The sequence below is a fragment of the Aeromonas sp. s8 genome, from assembly GCF_040907785.1.
Taxonomy (GTDB): domain Bacteria; phylum Pseudomonadota; class Gammaproteobacteria; order Enterobacterales; family Aeromonadaceae; genus Aeromonas; species Aeromonas veronii.
In genome coordinates this window covers 67,090-87,259 of sequence record NZ_JBFOCL010000012.1, presented here as the reverse complement: position 1 = coordinate 87,259, position 20,170 = coordinate 67,090, and the positions used below count along the sequence as shown (strand labels likewise).

Genomic DNA, 20,170 nt, shown 5'->3' with positions numbered 1-20,170 from the left:
TTATGACAGGGTCAATCTCATTACATTTCCCATCTATTGATAAAAAGCGGGCCACTGGCCCGCTTGGTTATATTTCACTCACCTATTCTCACACCGGCGGATGGAAATGGCTGGCCTCACGGGTGGCCATCTCCTCGTAGGTGGCCCACTTCTGCCACGCCACTTGTTGCGCTACCTGCATCAGCCGCTCGGCCTCCTCCGGATGACTTTGGGCCAGCACCCGATAACGGGTCTCCTCCTGCCGATATTCAGCAAGGGGGATGGAGGGGCGCAGGCTGTCGAGGCTGAAGGGGTTCTGCCCCGCACTGCGCAGTACCGGGTTGTAGCGCATCAGCGGCCAGTGACCGGAGGCCACGGCTCGTTTTTGCTGGGTCAGGCCAAACTCCATATCGATGCCGTGGGCGATACAGTGGCTGTAGGCAATGATCAGCGACGGGCCCGGATAGGCCTCAGCCTCACGCAAGGCTTGCAGCGCCTGCTGCGGGTTGGCACCAAAGGCGATGCGGGCAACATAGACGTTGCCGTAGGAGATGGCCTGCAACGCTACATCCTTCTTGGCCAGCGTCTTGCCTCCCGCCGCGAACTTGGCGACGGCGCCGAGCGGCGTCGATTTCGACATCTGGCCGCCGGTGTTGGAGTAGACCTCGGTATCCATCACCAGCACGTTCACATCGCGGCCGGAGGCGAGCACGTGATCGAGCCCCGCCGAGCCGATGTCATAGGCCCAGCCATCGCCGCCGATGATCCAGACCGAACGGCGCACCAGCTGATCGATAAGCGACAGCAGCTCGCGGGCCTTGCCGGATTTCACCTCTTCCAGCCGCTCGCGCACTTGTGCGACCCGGGTGCGCTGGGCGCGGATCTCCGACTCCAGCCGCTGCGGAGCGTTGATAAGCGACTCGACCAGCGCCTCCCCCAGCTCCCCCTTCATCGCTTCGAGGGCCGCCACCGCCTGACCGTGATGCTGATCGGCGGTGAGACGAAAACCAAAGCCAAACTCGGCGTTGTCCTCGAACAGGGAGTTCGACCAGGCCGGCCCCTTCCCTTCGCCATTCTTGGCCCACGGCGTAGTCGGCAAGTTGCCGCCGTAGATAGAGGAGCAACCGGTGGCGTTGGCTACCAGCATGCGATCGCCAAACAGCTGGGTCAGCAGCTTGAGATAGGGGGTCTCGCCACAGCCGGCGCAGGCGCCGGAGAACTCGAACAGGGGTTCGAGGAACTGGGTGCCGCGCACCGTGGAGAAGTCCACCCGCTCGCGGGCAGGCCACGGCAGGCTTTCGAACCAGCGCAGCGCCTGCTTCTGGCCAGCCAGATGCGGGGCCTTGTCCATCATGGTGATGGCGCGCTCGCCCTCGTGTTCCTCATCGGCCTCAGCCCGCACCGGACAAGCCTGCACACACTGACCGCAGCCGGTGCAATCTTCCGGATAGAGCTGCAAGGTGTAGCGGCTGTCGGGGAAGCCCTTGGCGGTGACGGGCACCGACTGAGCGGCCTCGGGGGCGGTCGCCAGCCAGTCCTGATGGTAGAACTTGGCCCGCAGCGCCGCGTGGGGGCAGACAAAGACGCAGTTGCCACACTGGATGCAGATATCCGAGTGCCAGACTGGGATCTCCCGGGCGATATCCCGCTTCTCGAAGCGGCTGGTGGCGGTGGGGTAAGTGCCATCCACCGGCAGCATGGAGACGGGGATCAGATCGCCGCGCCCCGCCAGCATCTCGCCAGTGACCCGCTGGACAAACTCGCTGCCGCCGGGAGCCAATGGCAACGGATAGTCGCTGATCTGCTCCTCACCGGCCGGGATGGCCACCCGGTGCAGATGAGCCAGGGTGTCATCCACCGCCGCGAAGTTGCGCTCGACCACCTCGGGCCCCTTGCGGGCATAGCTCTTCTCGATGCTCTCCTTGATCAGCGCAATCGCCTCATCCCGCGGCAAGATGCCAGCCAACGCGAAGAAGCAGGTCTGCATAATGGTGTTGATGCGATTGCCCATGCCGTTGCGCTCGGCCACCCGATCGCCGTCGATGCAGTAGAGGCGAATATCGAGAGCGCGAATACGGGCACGCAGCCGCTCGGGCAGCTGGTCCCACACCTTGTCCGCCTCATGGGGGGCATTAAGCAGCAGGGTCGCCCCTTCCGCGGCATGTTCCAGCAGATCCACCGACTCGACAAAGCCCCACTGGTGGCAACCGATAAAGCTCGCCTGCTCGATAAGCCAGGGGGCGTCGATGGGCTCGGGGCCAAAGCGCAAGTGAGAGACAGTGCGCGAGCCCGATTTCTTGGAGTCATAGACGAAGTAGCCCTGGGCGTGGAACCCCTCCAGCTCGCCGATGATCTTGATACTGTTCTTGTTGGCGCCGACCGTGCCGTCGGCACCAAGGCCAAAGAAGAGCGCCCGCACCCGGCTGGCAGGCTCCAGATCGCCGATGGGGTGCCAGGCCAGACTGAGCCCCGACACATCATCCACAATCCCCACGGTAAAGCGCGGACGCGGCGCATCCGATGCCAGCTCCTCAAACACCGCCGCGCACATGGCGGGGGTGAACTCTTTGGAGGAGAGGCCATAGCGACCGCCACTGAGCCAGGGCAGCCGCTTGATAAGACCGCGCTGCAAACCGTCGATCAGCGCGCTCTGCACATCCAGCAGCAGCGGCTCGCCGCCCGCCCCAGGCTCCTTGGTGCGATCCAGCACGGCGATGCGCCGCACGCTCTGCGGCAGCGCGTCGAGCAGCGCCTGTACCGGGAAGGGGCGATAGAGGCGAATGACCAGCACCCCGGTCTTGCGATCCTGCCGGTTGAGCCAATCCACAGTGGTGCGGGCGGTCGCCGCCCCCGAGCCCATCAGCACGATGACGTCGGTGGCATCAGGCGCGCCGTGGTACTCCACCAGCCGATAGTGGCGGCCGGTCAGCTCGCCCAGGTTGTCCATGCACTGCTGCACCCGGGCCGGTACCGCTTCGTAGAAGGGGTTGACGCTCTCGCGGGACTGGAAGTAGGTATCCGGGTTCTGGGCGGTGCCACGCATCACCGGATGATCCGGGTTGAGCGCCCGCGCACGGTGGGCGCGTACCCAGTCGTTATCGATAAGGGCGCGAATCTCATCCCGATGCAGGGCGGTGATCTTGTTCACCTCGTGGGAGGTGCGAAAGCCGTCGAAGAAGTGGATAAAGGGCACCCGGCACTGCAGGGTGACGCTGTGGGCAACCAAGGCCAGGTCCTGCGCCTCCTGCACCGAGCCGGAGGCAAGCATGGCAAAACCGGTGCTGCGCGCCGCCATCACATCCTGATGGTCGCCAAAAATCGACAGCCCCTGCGCTGCCAGCGAGCGGGCCGCCACATGGAACACCGCCGAGGTCAATTCACCGGCGATCTTGTACATGTTGGGCAGCATCAGCATCAACCCCTGACTGGCGGTGAAAGTGGTGGCGAGCGCCCCCGCCTGCAGGGCGCCGTGTACCGTGCCGGCCGCCCCTCCTTCGCTCTGCATCTCCACCACTGTAGGAATGTTGCCCCACAGGTTGGTCTGCCCCTCCGCCGCCCAGGCATCGGCCAGTTCGGCCATGGTCGAGCTCGGGGTGATGGGGTAGATGGCACACACTTCGCTCAGCTGGTACGCCACCCGGGCCGCGGCTTCGTTGCCATCGACCATGATCAGTTCATGTTTCATTGGGACTCCTCCGGTTGGCGCAGCTCGATGGCGTGACAAGGGCACTGATCATGACAGGCACCGCAGCCGGTGCAGCGCTCGGCATCCACCTGATACCCCTTGCCCGGCCCCAGCTTGGCGATGGCCTGCTCGGGGCAGCTACCATAGCAGCCGTCACACTCGAAGCAGTTGCCGCAGGAGTAACAGCGCGCCGCCTCGTAACGGGCGGCCACCTCATCCAGCCCGCCGATGATCTCGCCAAAGTCATCTCGCGCCCACGCCGGTTTGACCGGCTGACTGCTGGCCGGGGCGTGGGTCTGGAACCAGAGTTGCAACTGCTCCGGCCCCACCAGCGGGTAGGAGAGCGGTTTGTGATAGTGGCGACCGCGCAGCCAGGCATCCATGTGGCGTGCCGCCTTCTTGCCGTGACCGGTGGCGATGGTGACGGTGCGCTCGGAGGGTACCATGTCGCCGCCGGCAAACAGCCCCGGCACATCCGTCATCAGGTTCTCGCCAACCTGCACCACCCCCTCCTTGTTGACCCGCACGCCGGGGATGCTCTCCAGCACCGAAAGGTCTACCTCCTGACCCAGAGCCAGAATAAGGGAGTCCGCTTCGAGGGTTTCAAACTTGCCGGTGGGCACCGGCTTGCCTTCGGCATCCAGCGCCATCACCTCCACTTCGATGCTGGTGCTATCGAGCTGGCGGATGGTGCGCAGCCAGTTGATCTTGATCCCCTCCTCTTCGGCCTCGTCGGCTTCAAAGGCGTGGGCCGGCATATGGTCGCGGTCGCGGCGGTAGATGATCATCGCCTCTTCAACGCCCAAACGGCGGGCGGTGCGAGCCGCATCCATGGCGGTATTGCCACCCCCATAAATCGCTACCCGCCGTCCCAGTTTGGGTGGTGGCAAGCCTTTCTCTTCGGCCAGGCTCGCCTGCTCGAGGAAACTCACTGCATCGAGGATCTTGCCCGCTTCCCGGGCCGGAATATCGACCCGCTTGGCCAGATGGGCGCCGATGGCCATAAAGACGGCATCAAAGCCCCCCTCGTCGCGCTCGCGCAGCACATCCTCCACCTTGTGGTTGAGAGTCAACGTCACCCCGGCCGCCACGATACGGGCCACCTCCCGATCCAGCACGTCACGGGGCAAGCGGTAAGCGGGAATGCCAAAGCGCAGCATGCCGCCCGCCAGTGGCCCCGCTTCGCGGATCTCCACCTGATGGCCGAGCCGATTGAGGTGCCAGGCGCAGGAGAGGCCGGAGGGACCGGCGCCAATGACCAGCACCTTCTTGCCGCTGGCAGGGGCAGGTGGTGCAGGCTGCCAGCCACGGGCCAGCGCCTCGTCGCCGAGGAAACGCTCGATGGCGTGGATGGAGACGGATTCATCCACCTGACCGCGGTTGCAGGCGCTCTCGCAGGGGTGATAGCAGACCCGGCCATGAATGGCGGGCAAGGGGTTCTCTTCGATCAGGGTCTGCCAGGCCGCCTCAAAACGGCCAGCCTGCGCCAAAGAGAGCCAGGCCTGGATATTTTCTCCGGCCGGGCAGGCATGATTGCAGGGTGGCAGGGCCGGCCGCCAGACGGGTAGCCGGGTACGCACCGGGCCTGTTCCCGTTTTCAGGGAGAGATCCGGCAATGGGGTCATGTCCAGTTGTTTGCTCATACATTGCTTTCTTCTTTTTGTGTGACAGGCCCCACCCGATGGCGCTTGATACCGTGTAGCCGAAGCGGACGGTGGCCGGATGGGGAAGAAGCGAAAGCGTTAGAAACTGGGAACTGAGTCGATAATGGCCGCTTTTTTGTACTGATTAGCGAATCAGGATCAAAAAATGTTGCACTTTATGGTTCATAGAGACCAGAACGTGACTCAAGTAACATCTTCTCCAGCTGACCGCTGGCTTTCAGTTTGGCGAGCCCCCGATTGAAGGTTTTGACCAGCTCGTCAGCGTTGGCGCGCTTGCGGCTGATCAGCAGGTGACCTTCAACCTTCATCACGGGTTTTGAATGGGTTGCAAAGAGATCGACCGTGCTGGCCGGGTAGAACTGACGCAGGGAGTAGTAGCCAACATCTATGTTCTCCAGGGTCAGGTCGGCGCGGCCGGAGAGCAGCAGATCGAAACTCTGGCGCAGCCGGGTGACGAACTGCACCTGCAGCGGCACCTGCGCGATGGCTGCAAAAAAATCTGCATTGTAGGTATAGCCACTGACCGCAGCCAGCTTGCGATCCGCCAGATCCTGATAGCCGTGCCATTCCAGCGGATCTGATTTGAGATAGAACCAGACGTAGGTTTCGCTCAGGATGGGATCGCTGTAGAGATGGGTTTTGCGCCGCTCGCTCGACTCATACCAGTGGACTGTGCCATCCACCACTCCCTCCTCCGACAAGCGAAAGGCCCGCTTCCAGGGAAGAAACTGGAACTTGACGCTCACCCCTTCACTCTTGAATGCCTCGCTCACTACATGAGGAATAAGCCCCTGATATTTCAGCGTCTCGGAGCAGTAAGGGGGATACTCTCCCGTGGTCAGGGTCAGCTCCTGCGCCCAGAGCCCGTGGCAAAAAAGGCTCCCCGCCAGCAACCAGCTTATTTTCATCCCGATGCCCTCTTGTTCTGTTTTCCCAACTATAGACCGCCCCCTTGAAAGGATTGCCGGATCGCCGGGGAACCGTTATGTTCCCCTTTTTCCAGGCGATCACGCCGCGTCACAAGGATATGAAGATGCCCAGGCTAGACAGCATTCACCTCTACCCCATCAAATCGACTGCAGGTATGCCGCTGGCTCGCGCCTGGGTGACCGAAGAGGGACTGGCAGGGGATCGCCGCTACATGGTGGTCAAACCGGACGGCACCTTTATCACCGCCCGAACCCATCCCCAACTGCAACAGGTCGTGGCCACCCCCATCGAAGGGGGCTTGCAACTGCGCTATCCGGGCTTTGAACCGCTCACCCTGCAAGAGGCCGACTTCAGCCGTGCCCCGCAAGCTACCGGAGTCTGGAGCGACCGTTTCACCGCCCTGCAGACCGACCCCAAAGCCGATGGCTGGCTAAGCCGGGTGGCAGGGGAGACGGTGCAACTGCTCTGGCTGGGTGAAACCTCTGATCGCTTTCGTGAAAAGACCGGCACCCGGGTCAGCTTTGCCGACGGTTATCCGCTGCTGCTGATAAGCCAGGCTTCCCTTGAGGATCTCAATCTGCGCTCCGATGCCCTGCACCAGATGAGCCAGTTCCGCACCAATCTGGTGGCAAGCAATACCCAGCCCTTCGAGGAGGACAGCTGGGTACGTATCCGCATCGGCGAGGTGGAATTCAAGGTGGTCAAGCCCTGCAGCCGCTGCATCATGACCACGGTGGAAGCGGGCACAGATCGTTTCAACGCCCTGAAAGAGCCGCTGGCGACCCTCACCCGCTACCGCCGTGGCGAGGATGGCGAGGTCTACTTCGGCCAGAATCTGGTGGCGCTGAACGAGGGGTGGATTGAAGCAGGCAGCGAGATCGAGGTACTGGAGCGTACCCGTCCGGTGGTCTATCCCGCCGCCGCACCGAAGAAGCGGGAGCTGGTCTGCGTGGCCCGCGAACCGCTGGCGCGGGATCTGGAGACCTTCTGGTTCGACGCCGCCGATGGCGAGCCCCTGCCCGACTACCTGCCGGGCCAGCATCTGCCCATCAGCCTCGATATCAAAAACGAGCGGATCCAGCGGCGCTATACCCTGAGCTCCACGCCGGATCACCCGGAGCGTTACAGCATCAGCGTCAAGAAGGTGGAGGGTGGCCGCATCTCCCACTGGCTGCACAAGCAACTGCAGGTGGGCGACCGGCTGCTGGCCGCCAACCCCGCTGGTGAGTTTCACTTAGGGTCCGAGCGCAACCTCCTGTTGCTCTCCGCAGGCTCCGGCGTCACCCCCATGCTGGCGATAGCCCGCACCCTGGCGCTACGCGGGGAGCTGGAAGAGGTTCACTTTATGCACCTGTGCCGTAGCGAAGCGGACATTCCCGCCGCCAGCGAACTGCATGCCATGGCACAGCAGGGGATGACCCTCACCATTATCCTGAGCCAGCCGGACAATCACTGGCAGGGGCTGCAAGGGCGACTCAATGATGAGCATCTGCAATTGATCAAAGGGCTGGCCGAAAAAGAGGTCTTTATCTGTGGCCCCCACGGCTTTATGGCCGATGCTGCCGCCAAAGTTGCGGCCCTCGGCGTTCCGGCCGCACGGATCAGACAGGAGAGTTTTGGCGGCGCCATTCTCTCGGTGGCCCGCCCCCATCAGGCGGTGCAACTGCGTATCGGCACCCAAGCCTTTACCGGCAACAATCAGGGCACAGTGCTGGATCAGGCCAACAAGCAAGGTGTAGAGCTGCCATGGAGCTGCCGCGCCGGCATCTGCGGCAGTTGCAAACAGACGCTGATCTCGGGCGAGGTGGATCACCCAGACGCCCCCGCCATCAGTGCCGCCGAACGGGCCGAGGGCAAGATCCTCACCTGCTGCGCCGTGCCGCTCACTGACCTTGAAATCCTATGATCGGGTGATCGGGCCGCATTAACTCAGGCCACTCCAGATGACCGGGGAATGGTCTTACATGCCATCAATCAGGATTACGCCTGATTGCACTTCGACTTAGAACAGCATTTCTGTCAGCCGAGATGCACAAATAAAAATCCGAAGCCATTTCAACCGGCTTCGGATTTTTTCACATTGAGGAATTAGAGCATGACCACTGCACGGTTAGGCGCTCGACGAGTTCTTCCCTCTATTGGCTCGGCAAACGGACACCTCTCCACGGATAGTGATGGCTCCCCGTCACGCTCAGATCAATCCCCAAGCGGCAATCTGGTAGATCCATACCATCGCCAGCAGGGTGCCGACCAGCCCCATGATGACGCCGATGCGCACCATCTGGTGACTCTCCACCAGACCAGTGGCGTGGGCCAGCGCATTGGGCGGGGTACTGATGGGCAGAGACATTCCAAGCGAAACCGAAATGGTGACCGCCAGGATCAGGGTGTGACTGCCGCCCCACTCTGCCAGCTCCGGCATGCTGACTGCCAGTGCCGCCACCAGTGGCAGCAGCAGATTGGCGGTTGCGGTATTGGACATGAAGTTGGCCATCACCACTGCCAGCAGACAGGCGCCGATCAGCACCGCCAGCGTGGAGTATTCGTGGAACGGAATATGGGTGATGAGCCGCTCGGCCAACCCGGAGTCCTCCAGCGCCAGCCCCAGCGCGATACCGCCCGATACCAGCCAGAGCACGTCGAGGGAGATCTTGTGCAGATCGTCCTTGGTGATGATGCCGGTGGTCAGGAACACCGCTACCGGGATCATGGCGACCACGTAGGAGCTCATGCCATGCAGATCCCCTAGTAGCCAGAGTACTATGGTGGTGATAAAGGTGAGGTAGACCACCCAGGCGCGAGGGGTCTGCATAAAGCGCCCCTCAATCTTGAGATCCATCCGCTTGAGGGTGCTCGGGAAGAAGCGCCCCAGCAGAAACCAGCCAAGCAGCAACAGCAATACCACAAAGGGCACCGCAAATCCCATCCACTGACCGAACGAGATGGCATGCTCGCCGGTCAGGTATTTGAGGGCCACCGCGTTGGGCGGAGTGCCGATGGGAGTGCCGATCCCGCCGAGGTTGGCCGCCAGCGGAATGGCCAGTACAAAGCCGATTTTGGCCGGGTCCTTGTCGGGAAACGCCGCCAGCACCGGGGTGAGAATGGCCAGCATCATGGCGGTGGTGGCGGTATTACTCATAAACATGGAGAAGGTGGCGGTGATCAACATCAGCCCCAGCATGACGATCCGGGGATCCTGACCGAACGGGCGCAGCAGCACCCGCGCCAGATTGACGTCCAGATGGTACTTGGTCGCCGCAATGGCGAGGAAAAAACCACCGAGAAACAGCATGATAACCGGCGAGGCAAAGGTCGCCATCACCTCGGTGGACTTGAGCAGCTCACCAAAGCCCGGCTCTGCCTTGTCGGCAGTCATGAACCAGAGCCCCTTGTCGGAGAGCAGCAGCAGCTCCAGCACGATGATCAGCACCGAGGTAGCAAAGATAGGGATGGGCTCCAGGATCCAGCAGAGGGCGGCCAGCACGAAAATGGCCACGACCCGCTGCTCGATGACGGTGATCCCCTCCAGCGGGATCCAGTGGGTCGGGATCAGCAGGATGGTGAGGCTCAGCAGCAGTGGCAGAATAATCTTGTTATTGATGGGCACTATTGTCTCCAGGATCGGGAGTAAGAAGTCAATAGTGGCATAACATGCTATCGCCTCACGCGGCCAACTCGCCAAAATGAGAGCTGGCTAACTGCACGGCGCACCGTTTTGTGAGTCATATCAAGCTGGGGTCGGCGCGCTATGGCTGACGCCTCACCCCTTGCAGCAAACAGGCAAAAAACGGGCCGCTGTTCGTTGCACACGACAGCGGGCCCGTTTCACCATTCATGCCGATGAGGGGGCTCAGAAGTAGATGCGGGTCACCGACTCGATGACGCAACCCGGGCGGCGGATCCCTTCGATCTCAACCTTGATCTCTTTGAGCAACTCCAGCCCGCCCTTGATGGGGGTGACCCGGGCCAGCTTGGTGCGGGCACGGATGTTGCTATCAACCTTGATGGGGTACGGGAAACGTACCTGATCCAGCCCGAAGTTCACCACCATGCGGGCGGTCGGGAACTCGGGGGTGGCCTCATCGACCGAGCCGGTCAACTGTGGCAGCAGCGCCAGGGTCAGGAAGCCGTGGGCGATGGTGGTCTTGAAAGGCGACTCGGCGGCCGCACGCTCCGGATCGGTGTGGATCCACTGATGATCCCCGGTCACGGCAGCAAACTGATCGATCATCTGCTGGCTGACGTGCAGCCACTCGCCGACATGGGTCTCTTCACCAATGCGGGCCTGCAGGGCGGCATAGAGCTCGGCCGCCTCGGCCCCCAGCTCAACAGCGGGTTCCTGAGCGACGGCAGGCTGACCGTTGGCTACTTGTGCCACGATTGCTGCATCCTGTTGCTGCTCGCTCTGGGGCTCGGCTTGCAAGTCCAGTACACGCCCCAGCAAAGGGTGAAGATGTGCCTTTTGCTGAAACTCACGCCAGTAGTCGCGGATCGCCGGAGAGAGCCAATCCTTGAGCTCAAAGGGGTGCTGCGCCAGAATTTCGCGCTTGCGCTTCAGAAAATCGACAACTTTCATCTACCGATCCCTATTTGATTCAATGCCTGTAAAGAGGTCTAACCAGTCCTATTTTATTAAAGTTTCAGCTGTAAGTGCAAAAAAATCTCGGCGTACACCTGTACCAAGGCGGAAGTAACTACTTAGACCATGTAAACCAGCACGATCTGCCAATGAGGAAATCGATTGCCAAAGATGCCGCCAGCAGGGGAAATTCATCGGGGTCGTTATGAAAAAAGGCCCTCGTCGGGCCTTGTGGTGGGGAGTCAGCGCGCGCTCGACCAGCCGCGACGCAATCCCTCCTCATCCAGAAAGGACCAGGCGAGGATCCGGCTCACCTTGTTGCCCTGTGCCATGTCGATCACCCGTACCTGACGCGCCCCCACCCGGCTCAACGCCTTTTTCGCCCCCGGCAGGTTCTCTTTTTTCGACACCAGCGAGCTGAACCAGAGGCACTGAGTGGCAAACTCCTTGCTCTGGGCAATCATGTTGGCCAGAAACGCCGCCTCGCCCCCTTCGCACCAGAGCTCGGCCTTCTGGCCGCCGAAGTTGAGCACAGGAGCGCCTGTCACCTCCTTGCCCAGATTGCGCAGCTTGCGCTCCGTCCCCTTGCTCGCCTCTTCCAGCGACGCATGGAACGGCGGATTGCACAGCGTCAGAGCGAAACGCTCCTTCGGCCCTATGATGCCGCGAAACACATGGTTGGGGTTACCCTGCAAACGACACTCAATCTGGTTGCCGAGTCCGTTGCTCTTGGCTAGCAGGGTGGCCGCCTTGACCGAGACCGGATCGATATCCGATCCGACAAAACGCCAGCCATATTCGCGGGCACCCAGCAACGGATAGATGCAGTTTGCCCCCACCCCGATATCCAGCACCCTCACCCCCTTGCCGGTAGGGAGCTGGCCTGCGCTCTCGGCCAGCAGGTCGGCCGCCCAGTGCAGGTAGTCCACCCGTCCCGGGATAGGCGGGCAGAGGTAACCGGCAGGCAAGCCCCAGTGGGCAATCCCGTAGTGATGGGCCAGCAGGGCGCGATTGAGAGTCTTCACTGCATCGGGATCGGCAAAATCGATGGTGCGGGTACCGTAGTCATTGATAAAGACATGAGCGGCCAATTCGGGAGTTCGCAGGCAGAGCGCCTCAAAGTCGTAACCCGCCTGATGGCGATTACGGGAGTGAAGTCCGGATTTGCGGTCGCCCGACTTGGGGCCACCGGCTGATGGGATGCGGGGTTTCATGCTGAGCCTGCCGAAGAAAACGGGCCCACACTATAGTGATTTGACTCGGGAAAGTCTAAACGAGGGCAATAAAAAACCGGGCTATCGAGCCCGGTTCAAGTGAGGTTGGAAAAACAGTCCGTACTGCGAGCCGTTTGTCCAGCCTGACTCAGATATCGATCCGGCGAGCTTGCCAGAACTTGTTGCGCCAATATTGGCTATCCAGCTTGGAGCGCGTCACACCGGCTCGGGTCGAGGCATGGATGAATTCACCATTGCCGACATAGATACCAACGTGGTTGAGACGACGATTGATTTTGAAGAAGACCAGGTCACCCTCGACCAGATCCTGCTTGGAAACGCGCGTCCCTTCATGGACTTGGGAGCGGGTATCGCGGGGTAATTCGATACCGACGGCATTGCGGAACACTTCACGGGCAAAGGCGGAACAGTCGATACCGCGCTGGCTGCTGCCACCCATCCGGTACGGAACACCACGCCACTCTTTATATACAGTCAGGATTTCATTCACATCGGGTGTCTGGGAAGCTTCCGGTTCGATGACAGGTTCAACCATGGAAACTTCGATCTTGCTCGCGACCTCGGGTTGGGGTGCCGAGGCACAACCCACCATTCCGAGCGCGACCAGCAGTAGCATCAGGTGGCGCAATCCTTTATCCCCGCTAAATAGTAAATCTTGTTAAAATACGGCCCCAAAGGGCAATTTATAAGGCAACAGCACCCGACTATATCCAAGAATTCTATCGAGGCAAGTGAAAATCCCTATCAAGCTCACATTTTTGCAAGGAAATGCACGATTTTTCATAATTAATGTGATCATGCCCAAACAATATACAATCGCAAAAAGAGCCTTGGGCCTCATAGATAACTGGCTTTTATCCCTGCTTCAGCACCTTTTTAAAGTGAAAAATCATGATCGAAACCGATCTTTTTTTGTTAAAACCGGCCAGGGTATGCCAGGAACTGCTTGCTCAATTGCCTGAATGGCTGTCAACCGATGAGCAGCATATCTGGCAAGCCATGACCCATCCTGAACGGCGTCAGGAATATCTGGTGAGCCGCGCCCTGCTGCGCCAGCTATTGGCCGAGCGGCTGCAACAACCCGCCGCCAGTCTGCAATTTTGCAACGGCCCCCAGGGCAAGCCCCGACTGCATGATGATGCTTGGCAGTTCAATCTGAGCCACAGTGGCAGCTGGCTGGTGTTGGCGCTCTGCCCGCATGGGCCGCTTGGGGTGGATATCGAACTGGGCAAACGGCGGCATCATCCCCTCCCCCTGGCCCGCCGGTTTTATGCACAGAGTGAATATGAGTGGCTCTGCGCACTGCCTGCCCAAGAGCAGGAGAGTGCCTTCTACCGGCTCTGGTCACGCAAGGAGGCGGTACTGAAAGCCCACGGTGGCGGCATAGCGGCGGGGCTGGAGAAGGTGCGGTTTCTCCCGGAGGAAGGATGGCGACTCGACAACCGGCTCGATGACACCCCTTATCAGGTACAGGATTGGCCCTTTGCCAGCGGCTGGCTCAGTCTCGCGGCGACGGCAACCCCCGTGGCTTTTTACCGGCTGGATAAGCGCTTGAATTGCCACTCGCTTAACCCCATGTTACTCAACACCCTTTCTGAAGAGTCCAACTCATGATCGTCGACATTACTCCCCAGAATTTTCACGCTGAACTTATCGATGCGTCCATGAAGAAGCCGGTCGTCATCTATTTCCATGCTCCGCAGATGCCGGAGTGTCAGGGGATGACACCGCTGATCGAATCACTGGTTGGGCCCGCCAATGAGCAGGTCACCCTGGCCAAGGTGGATATGAACGCTCCCCAACTGCAGCCGCTGGCCAGTCAGCTCGGCCTGCGCGCTCTACCGGCGCTGGTGCTGTTCCATCAGGGTCGCCCTGACGAACAGGGGATCATCGAAGGGCCGCAGGATGAAGCCACCCTGCGCCAGTATTTCTCCGCCTTCGCCCCCAAAGAAGAGGAAGAGTTGCTGGCCAAGGGACAACAGGCGCTGGCTGACGAGCAGCCCAGCATCGCCTATGCCCATCTGACCAAGGCACACCAGCTGGCTTCTGATCGTCACGACATCAGCCTGTGGCTCATTCAAGCTGCGCTCGACCTCAACCTGCTGGATGAAGCGCAGGAGCGCCTCGGCACCATCCCGATGGCGGCGCAGGATGGCCACTTCCATACCCTGAACTCACGACTGACGCTGGCCCTGCAAGCGGCAGACAGCCCGGAGCTGCGCGCGCTGGAAGCCCGCCATGCAGAACAGCCTGATGATTTTGCCCTGGCTCAGGAGCTGGCGGTACAATACAACCAGGCTGGTCGTCAGGAAGAGGCGTTGGGACTGCTGCTGGAGATCCTCAAGCGGGATTTGGCATTCGGCGATGCTAGAAAGACCTATCTCGATATTCTGGCGACCATGGGCAGCACACCGGCGGCACAGAGCTACCGTCGCAAACTCTATAGTCTGCTCTACTGAGCGGAATCGAACTGGCTGGTAATGATGGGGGAGTGCCGGGAGACCGGCATGACCTCATGGGTCAAGTACGAAGAAGGTATTGTGGAAATAAGGTGCTGTGGGAATAGTGGAGATACGGTGAATTTCAGGCAAAAAAAAATGGCGCAAAACTGCGCCATTTTTTTCGCATGGATTACTTCTTGTAGGAAGTAGCCATGTTGTCGATGCGCTGGTTAGCACGCATAGCTTCTTGCTTGGCTTCGGCAACATCAGCAGCGATTTTGGACTGATCAGCACGAACTGCGCTAACATCTTGAGCCAGTTGGTCAACTTTGTTAGACAGATTCTGAACGGAAGTTTCCAGTTCGCTGGTGTTTGCACAACCGCCCAGCAGAGCGGACAGACCAACAACACCTACCAACAACAATTTTTTCATTTTTAAAGCTCCCTTGAACTCGCCAGACGTTTAGCAAGCGGCGTGATTATGGCACAAAAAAATCCTACTTTGCATAGTCCCCACCACAGATAAATGCATTAAAACCCTCATTTTTTTTTGAATGAACAGTTTTTGTCCTGATTCGTCTAAAAAATGAGTGCCGTGTGGTGGGGGCACGGACAAAGGTTAACCAAATTTTTGCCTTATTACAATTTCGTATGAGGCTCAGGCTGTACGTTCTGACAACAATTGACGATATTGCACCAGATCCTCGATGGTCAGCACTGGCATCTGGTGCTTGCGACCGAACGCAACCAGGTCTGGCAGACGCGCCATCGAGCCATCTTCTTTGGTCAATTCACACAACACACCAAACGGTTTGAGGCCAGCCAGATGCATCAGATCGACCGTCGCTTCGGTATGACCACGACGGGTAAGCACCCCACCGGCTCGCGCCCGCAGCGGGAAAACATGACCCGGGCGATGCAGATCACCCGGTTTGGCGCCGTCTGCGATGGCTGCACGGATGGTGGTGATGCGATCAGCCGCCGAGACACCGGTCGTGACCCCCTGCGCCGCTTCGATGGTCACAGTAAAGGCGGTCTGGTAGTGGCTGGAGTTGGCCTCCACCATCATCGGTAGTTCCAGCTGGCGAACACGCTCGTCGGGCAGGCAGAGGCAGACGATGCCGGAGCACTCGCGGATCATCAGCGCCATCTGTTCATTGGTCATGGATTCGGCGGCGAAAATGAGGTCGCCCTCGTTCTCCCGATCTTCATCGTCGGCCACCAGCACGCCGCCTCCGGCACGCAAGGCAGACAGGGCCGCTTCGACACGGGCTACGGGATCACCGAATTCACTGAGTAGAGACTGATTCATGGTAAAACTCCTAAACAAGACAAGGACCAGAATCAGGGCATGGAAAGGCAGACAGAGACGGGCATGCAGCGGCCAGCCCACAAGGGCCAACGCGGCAAGGTCTGTCTTATCCTCTTTCATCCGGACTATGACCGTCGGCTCCGGCATCTCACCGGATCTGCTGACCCCGACCCGGCAATCAGCCAAGTCGGGCGCTCGCGGGCTCCCCGAGTCAATCGGGATACCGCCGGTGGGGAATTGCACCCCGCCCTGAGAATAAGCGCAGACAGCCTAAAGAAAAACGGTTGCAGATACCAGCCAAAATCTCCCGCAGGCTGAAAAGCGTTTAAACATTGCGCCCGGGATCCCGCTCTGCGGCCTGCTCGCCAGCATGCGAGGCTATGACTGGCGAATTTCTTTATGGCGCGGATCGGTTTATGGCATAGTTCCCGAAATAAAAAACAGGGCCCGAAAAGAGAGCCTGAACAACGCTGCCGGCGCAGACAGCAGCGCCAACACCACAAACGGAAAATGACAGAGATGGAAAAGAAAATACTGCTCACGGATTGCCCGGATGCCAAAGGGCTCATCGCCAAGATCACCAACATCTGCTACAAGCACCAGCTCAACATCATCAAGAACGATGAGTTTGTGGATCACGAGAATGGCCGCTTCTTCATGCGTACCGAGCTGGAGGGGCGCTTCAACGACGAGACCCTGCTGGCCGACCTCGATGATGCTCTGCCCACCGGTGCCCAACGCCGTCTGGTCAAGGCAGGCAAGAAGCGCATCGTCATTCTGGTGACCAAGGAGACCCACTGCCTCGGCGATATTCTGATGAAGAACTACGCGGGCGCGCTGGATATGGATATCGTCGCGGTGATCGGCAACTACGACACCCTGGCCGAGCTCACCGGCAAGTTCGATATCCCGTTCCACACCGTCAGTCACGAGGATCTGAGCCGGACCGAACATGAAGAGCAGGTTCGCACCATCATCGACAGCTATGAGCCTGACTATGTGATCCTGGCCAAGTACATGCGGGTGCTGACCCCGAGCTTCGTCGAGGCCTACCCGCGCAAGATCCTCAACATCCACCACTCCTTCCTGCCCGCCTTCATCGGTGCCCGCCCCTACCGGCAGGCGTTCGACCGTGGCGTCAAGCTGATCGGCGCCACCGCCCACTTCGTGACCGACGATCTGGATGAAGGCCCCATCGTCGAACAGGACGTGATCCACGTCGGTCATGCCTTCAGTGCGGACGACATGGCCAAGGCGGGCCGGGATGTAGAGAAATCGGTGCTGAGCCGCGCGCTGGAGCTGGTACTGAACGAGCGGGTGTTCGTCTACGGCAACAAGACGGTGGTCTTCAAGTAATTCGCCCACACGGCCCGTATGCAAACGCCAGAAACAACAACGGCTCCCGCGGGAGCCGTTGTTGTTTCTGCGCCGAGTGTCAGAGCGGCAGATCGTTTACCGTCACCGCGCCCTTCTCCAGCTTCAGCTCGGAGGTCAGCGCTTGCTTGTCGGCCTTCAGATAACCCATCAGGGTCAGCTGATCGAGCATGGGGGCCAGTTGCGGCACCGCCTTGCCCAGCTTGCCGCTGAGGCTGGCATGCAGCACGCCGGAGAGGGCCTGCATTCCCGCGTCGCTGTTGAACAGCTGCTCCAGCGAGGTGGAGGCCAGCTTCACGTCCCCCTTCATGGTCACCGCCTCACCGTTGAGCTTGGCGCTGAGATCGGCCAGTTCAAGGGTCGCGCCACGTTTGAGCATCTTGTCCAGCGCCTGCTGGATGGCGGCATCTTCAACTCCCTTGCCACCGGCAGCCTGCAGCCCCTGATACCCTTCCAAATCCAGACCGTTGAGGTTGAGCGCCAACTTGCTGTCGGTCACCGCCAGGGTGTCGGTCTCGTTCTCCAGATCCAGCTTGGCAATTTTCATCTGATAACTGCTGGAGAGGGTCTGGGCATCATCACCGGTCAACTGAGTCTCGGTGGTCATCCCCTGCAGAGCGACCTTGACGCTGTCAGGCAGTTGTACCGTGAGGGCCGAGAGGGTCATCTCGCTCTGGGGCGAGAGGAGCACACCGCTGATCTCGGCAATGTCGGCACTCCCTTTCAGATCGGCCAGCACCAAGTCCATCTTGCTCTGCTCTTCATGGACCGTCATCCCCTGCCAGGTCATAGTGAGGTGACCATTCCCCTCCAGATTGCCGTGGAACTCGCCGCTCAGGGGCAGGAAGCTGAACTCGTCCAGCCCCTGTTTGATCTTGAATTCATTGGCCCAGAAACGGCTGCTGTTACCCTGGGTCCAGAGACTGGTGACCGACTCCAGACCGAGTTCCCACTGCTCCATGCCCAGTGCGGTAAAGACCGGAGCCAAAGTGCCGTTATGGGTATCGAGCAGGAAGTGGCTCTTGATATAGAGCGGCAGGAGCTGGCTCTTGACCACAAGTTGCAACTCGATGGGCTGACTGCCCTCCAGCTCGCTGTCGATGGCAGCCAGCTCCTCCGGCGTCACCACGACCTTCAGGATCCCGTCACGGGTGAAGAGGTTGCTGCTACCCGGCAGCCACTGCATGTCGAGCCCGCTCTCTTTCTCCACCTTGGCGATCTGCTCCGCCATGATGTTGTCGAAGCTGTTGCCCGTGTACCAGCACGCAGCCAGACCACCACCTACCAGTGCCGCACCCACGGCGAGGGCCACTATCTTTTTCATATATCCATGTGTCTCCAGGGAGTTGTCACTGCACTCTACGGGGCGGACTCGGGGCTAGGCAAGTCCAATCAGATGGCGAGTCCACTTTCTTGCGGCTCGCCACAACATCACAGCAAGGGGCTGAAGAGATAGAAGATGTTCTCCATCGCCTTCTTGTACCAGGGACGGGCCTGCCATTGGGCCAGAGTCATCGGGGTGGCTTCCGCCATATAGCCCTGTACCAGCCGAGTCATCTGGGCCACGAACGAGGGGTTATCCACCAACAGGGTCACCTCGAAGTTGAGCCAGAGGCTGCGCCGATCCAGATTGACCGTCCCCACCAGAGCGAAGTCATCATCCACCAGCACGCTCTTGGTATGGAGCAGACCGGCATCGTAGCGGTAGATCTCCACCCCGGCCGCCAGCAGCTCCTCCATAAAGGCGTTGCAGGCGTAATTGGCCATGATGGAGTCGTTGCGTGCCGGCAACACCAGCTGCACCTGCACTCCGCGCGCCGCTGCCGAACTGAGTGCGGCCGCCAGTGGATCGTCGGGTACAAAGTAAGGGGTCGTCAGCACCAGATGGCTGCGTGCCTGATAGATGGCCAGCAGCAGGCTCTGCTGGATGCAGTCGCCGCCGACGAAGGGGCCGGACGGGATCAGCTGGGCGCGGTAGTTGGTCTGGGGCCAGGCCTCCGGCTCATGCTGCAGACTGTCGAGCAGCCGCTCGCCGGTCTCCATCTCCCAGTCCCAGACAAAGATCGACCACATCAGCGGCACCATGGGCCCCTGTACCCGGATCATGATGTCGACCCACTGGCCGACCCCTGCATCCTGCTTGAAGAAACGGGGATCCACCATGTTCATGGAGCCGGTGTAACCCACCCTGTCATCGATCACCACCAGCTTGCGGTGCATCCGCAGATCCTGACGCTGGAACAGAATGCGCCAGGCGCCGACCGGCAGCACCTCCACCAGCTTGACCCCCGCCTTGCGCAGCTTTTTGGGCCAGTGGGAGCGGAAGAACTGCTTGCTGCCCACCGAATCGAGCAGCAAGCGACAATCCACGCCGCGTTGCGCCACTTCAATCAGCGCATCGCACACCTCGTCGGCATCGCCGCCCGGATGCCAGATATAGAACTCCAGATAACAGGAGAGCGTCGAGCGACGGATATCCTGGGCAATCTCGCGCAAGATCCAGTCCGGCTTGTTGAGCAAGGTCATGCGGTTGCCGGAGAGCATCGGCATGGCGAGCCGTCCCTGGATGAGATCGTGCAGCGGCTGTGCCTTGGCGCCCACTTCGCAGCAGTGCTGCGGGAACAGACGGGCCAGTTGGCGGATCCAGATGGCATAAGGGCGATACATGGCCTGGGCGCGCTCGGCACGGCGGCGCCCCAGCTTTATTTCACCAAACAGCACATAGAAGCCCACCCCGGCAAACGGAATGGCATAGATCAGCGCCAGCCAGGCCAGCGACACCCCGATGGGACGGCGTTTCATCACCACCCGAAACGACACACCGGTGACAATCACGGTATGAAAAAGCAGTAGCAGCCAACCCAGAAAACGGGAAAACAGCAGTTGAAGATCGTGTTCCAGACCGTTAAACAACGGGGACTCCTTCTAATCGACAAACAGCGCGGTGGGCAGACCCCAACCGGCCGGGATG

At 60.3% G+C, this 20,170-nt stretch carries 15 protein-coding genes and 1 riboswitch; of the genes, 4 read left to right on the top strand and 11 right to left on the bottom strand.

Features of this window, described 5'->3' with window-relative positions; all coding sequences use genetic code 11:
* Window positions 1–88: 88 nt before the first annotated feature.
* The 3 genes from nifJ to AB5Y86_RS03175 all read right to left on the bottom strand — a co-directional run bounded on the left by nifJ (window position 89) and on the right by AB5Y86_RS03175 (window position 6,236).
* Window positions 89–3,664 (bottom strand): pyruvate:ferredoxin (flavodoxin) oxidoreductase, encoded by a 3,576-nt coding sequence (gene nifJ / locus AB5Y86_RS03185; protein WP_368192123.1) that lies wholly within the window; start codon window positions 3,662–3,664, stop codon window positions 89–91.
* On the bottom strand, window positions 3,661–5,307 hold the full coding sequence (locus AB5Y86_RS03180) for an NAD(P)-binding protein (RefSeq protein WP_368192122.1): 1,647 nt from the start codon (window positions 5,305–5,307) through the stop codon (window positions 3,661–3,663). The genes nifJ and AB5Y86_RS03180 overlap by 4 nt, the downstream gene beginning before the upstream one ends.
* A 176-nt stretch (window positions 5,308–5,483) precedes the next feature.
* The gene (locus AB5Y86_RS03175) at window positions 5,484–6,236 is read right to left on the bottom strand and encodes a substrate-binding periplasmic protein (RefSeq protein ID WP_368192121.1); all 753 of its coding nucleotides are present in this window, start codon (window positions 6,234–6,236) and stop codon (window positions 5,484–5,486) included.
* A gap of 77 nt (window positions 6,237–6,313) precedes the next feature.
* On the opposite strand from AB5Y86_RS03175, the gene AB5Y86_RS03170 reads away from it, so the two are divergent.
* A complete protein-coding gene (locus AB5Y86_RS03170; protein ID WP_368192120.1) occupies window positions 6,314–8,164 on the top strand; it encodes an MOSC N-terminal beta barrel domain-containing protein in 1,851 nt (616 codons plus the stop codon).
* Window positions 8,165–8,449: 285 nt separating this feature from the next.
* Here AB5Y86_RS03170 and AB5Y86_RS03165 read toward each other — a convergent pair whose 3' ends face one another.
* The 4 genes from AB5Y86_RS03165 to AB5Y86_RS03150 form a co-directional block, all read right to left on the bottom strand.
* A complete protein-coding gene (locus AB5Y86_RS03165) occupies window positions 8,450–9,865 on the bottom strand; it encodes a DASS family sodium-coupled anion symporter (RefSeq protein WP_005334328.1) in 1,416 nt (471 codons plus the stop codon).
* A gap of 243 nt (window positions 9,866–10,108) precedes the next feature.
* Window positions 10,109–10,834 carry a MaoC family dehydratase gene (locus AB5Y86_RS03160; RefSeq protein WP_368192119.1) on the bottom strand — a complete coding sequence of 242 codons (726 nt, stop codon included), beginning with the start codon at window positions 10,832–10,834 and terminating at the stop codon, window positions 10,109–10,111.
* Between the two features lie 245 nt (window positions 10,835–11,079).
* The gene (gene rlmF, locus AB5Y86_RS03155) at window positions 11,080–12,051 is read right to left on the bottom strand and encodes a 23S rRNA (adenine(1618)-N(6))-methyltransferase RlmF (protein ID WP_368192118.1); all 972 of its coding nucleotides are present in this window, start codon (window positions 12,049–12,051) and stop codon (window positions 11,080–11,082) included.
* Window positions 12,052–12,199: 148 nt separating this feature from the next.
* Complete coding sequence (locus AB5Y86_RS03150) at window positions 12,200–12,688, bottom strand: C40 family peptidase (protein WP_005334331.1); 489 nt, start codon at window positions 12,686–12,688, stop codon at window positions 12,200–12,202.
* Between the two features lie 275 nt (window positions 12,689–12,963).
* On the opposite strand from AB5Y86_RS03150, the gene AB5Y86_RS03145 reads away from it, so the two are divergent.
* Both AB5Y86_RS03145 and AB5Y86_RS03140 read left to right on the top strand, forming a co-directional pair.
* The gene (locus AB5Y86_RS03145) at window positions 12,964–13,686 is read left to right on the top strand and encodes a 4'-phosphopantetheinyl transferase superfamily protein (protein WP_368192117.1); all 723 of its coding nucleotides are present in this window, start codon (window positions 12,964–12,966) and stop codon (window positions 13,684–13,686) included.
* Window positions 13,683–14,531, top strand: coding sequence for a tetratricopeptide repeat protein (locus AB5Y86_RS03140; protein ID WP_368192116.1), 849 nt, complete (start codon window positions 13,683–13,685; stop codon window positions 14,529–14,531). Before AB5Y86_RS03145 ends, AB5Y86_RS03140 begins: the two co-directional genes overlap by 4 nt.
* Before the next feature lie 172 nt (window positions 14,532–14,703).
* On the opposite strand, the gene AB5Y86_RS03135 is transcribed toward AB5Y86_RS03140, so the two are convergent.
* Together AB5Y86_RS03135 and ribB are read right to left on the bottom strand one after the other, a co-directional pair.
* A complete protein-coding gene (locus tag AB5Y86_RS03135) occupies window positions 14,704–14,946 on the bottom strand; it encodes an Lpp/OprI family alanine-zipper lipoprotein (RefSeq protein ID WP_005334342.1) in 243 nt (80 codons plus the stop codon).
* A 225-nt stretch (window positions 14,947–15,171) separates the two neighbouring features.
* The gene (gene ribB, locus AB5Y86_RS03130; protein WP_368192115.1) at window positions 15,172–15,825 is read right to left on the bottom strand and encodes a 3,4-dihydroxy-2-butanone-4-phosphate synthase; all 654 of its coding nucleotides are present in this window, start codon (window positions 15,823–15,825) and stop codon (window positions 15,172–15,174) included.
* Window positions 15,826–15,929: 104 nt separating this feature from the next.
* A riboswitch (FMN riboswitch) is annotated at window positions 15,930–16,086 on the bottom strand.
* A 258-nt stretch (window positions 16,087–16,344) separates the two neighbouring features.
* Here ribB and purU point away from each other — a divergent pair.
* Complete coding sequence (purU, locus tag AB5Y86_RS03125) at window positions 16,345–17,181, top strand: formyltetrahydrofolate deformylase (RefSeq protein WP_042084048.1); 837 nt, start codon at window positions 16,345–16,347, stop codon at window positions 17,179–17,181.
* Window positions 17,182–17,260: 79 nt separating this feature from the next.
* On the opposite strand, the gene AB5Y86_RS03120 is transcribed toward purU, so the two are convergent.
* Window positions 17,261–18,523 carry a DUF945 family protein gene (locus AB5Y86_RS03120; RefSeq protein WP_368192113.1) on the bottom strand — a complete coding sequence of 421 codons (1,263 nt, stop codon included), beginning with the start codon at window positions 18,521–18,523 and terminating at the stop codon, window positions 17,261–17,263.
* Between the two features lie 107 nt (window positions 18,524–18,630).
* The gene (gene cls / locus AB5Y86_RS03115; protein ID WP_236316189.1) at window positions 18,631–20,112 is read right to left on the bottom strand and encodes a cardiolipin synthase; all 1,482 of its coding nucleotides are present in this window, start codon (window positions 20,110–20,112) and stop codon (window positions 18,631–18,633) included.
* Window positions 20,113–20,170: the final 58 nt, after the last annotated feature.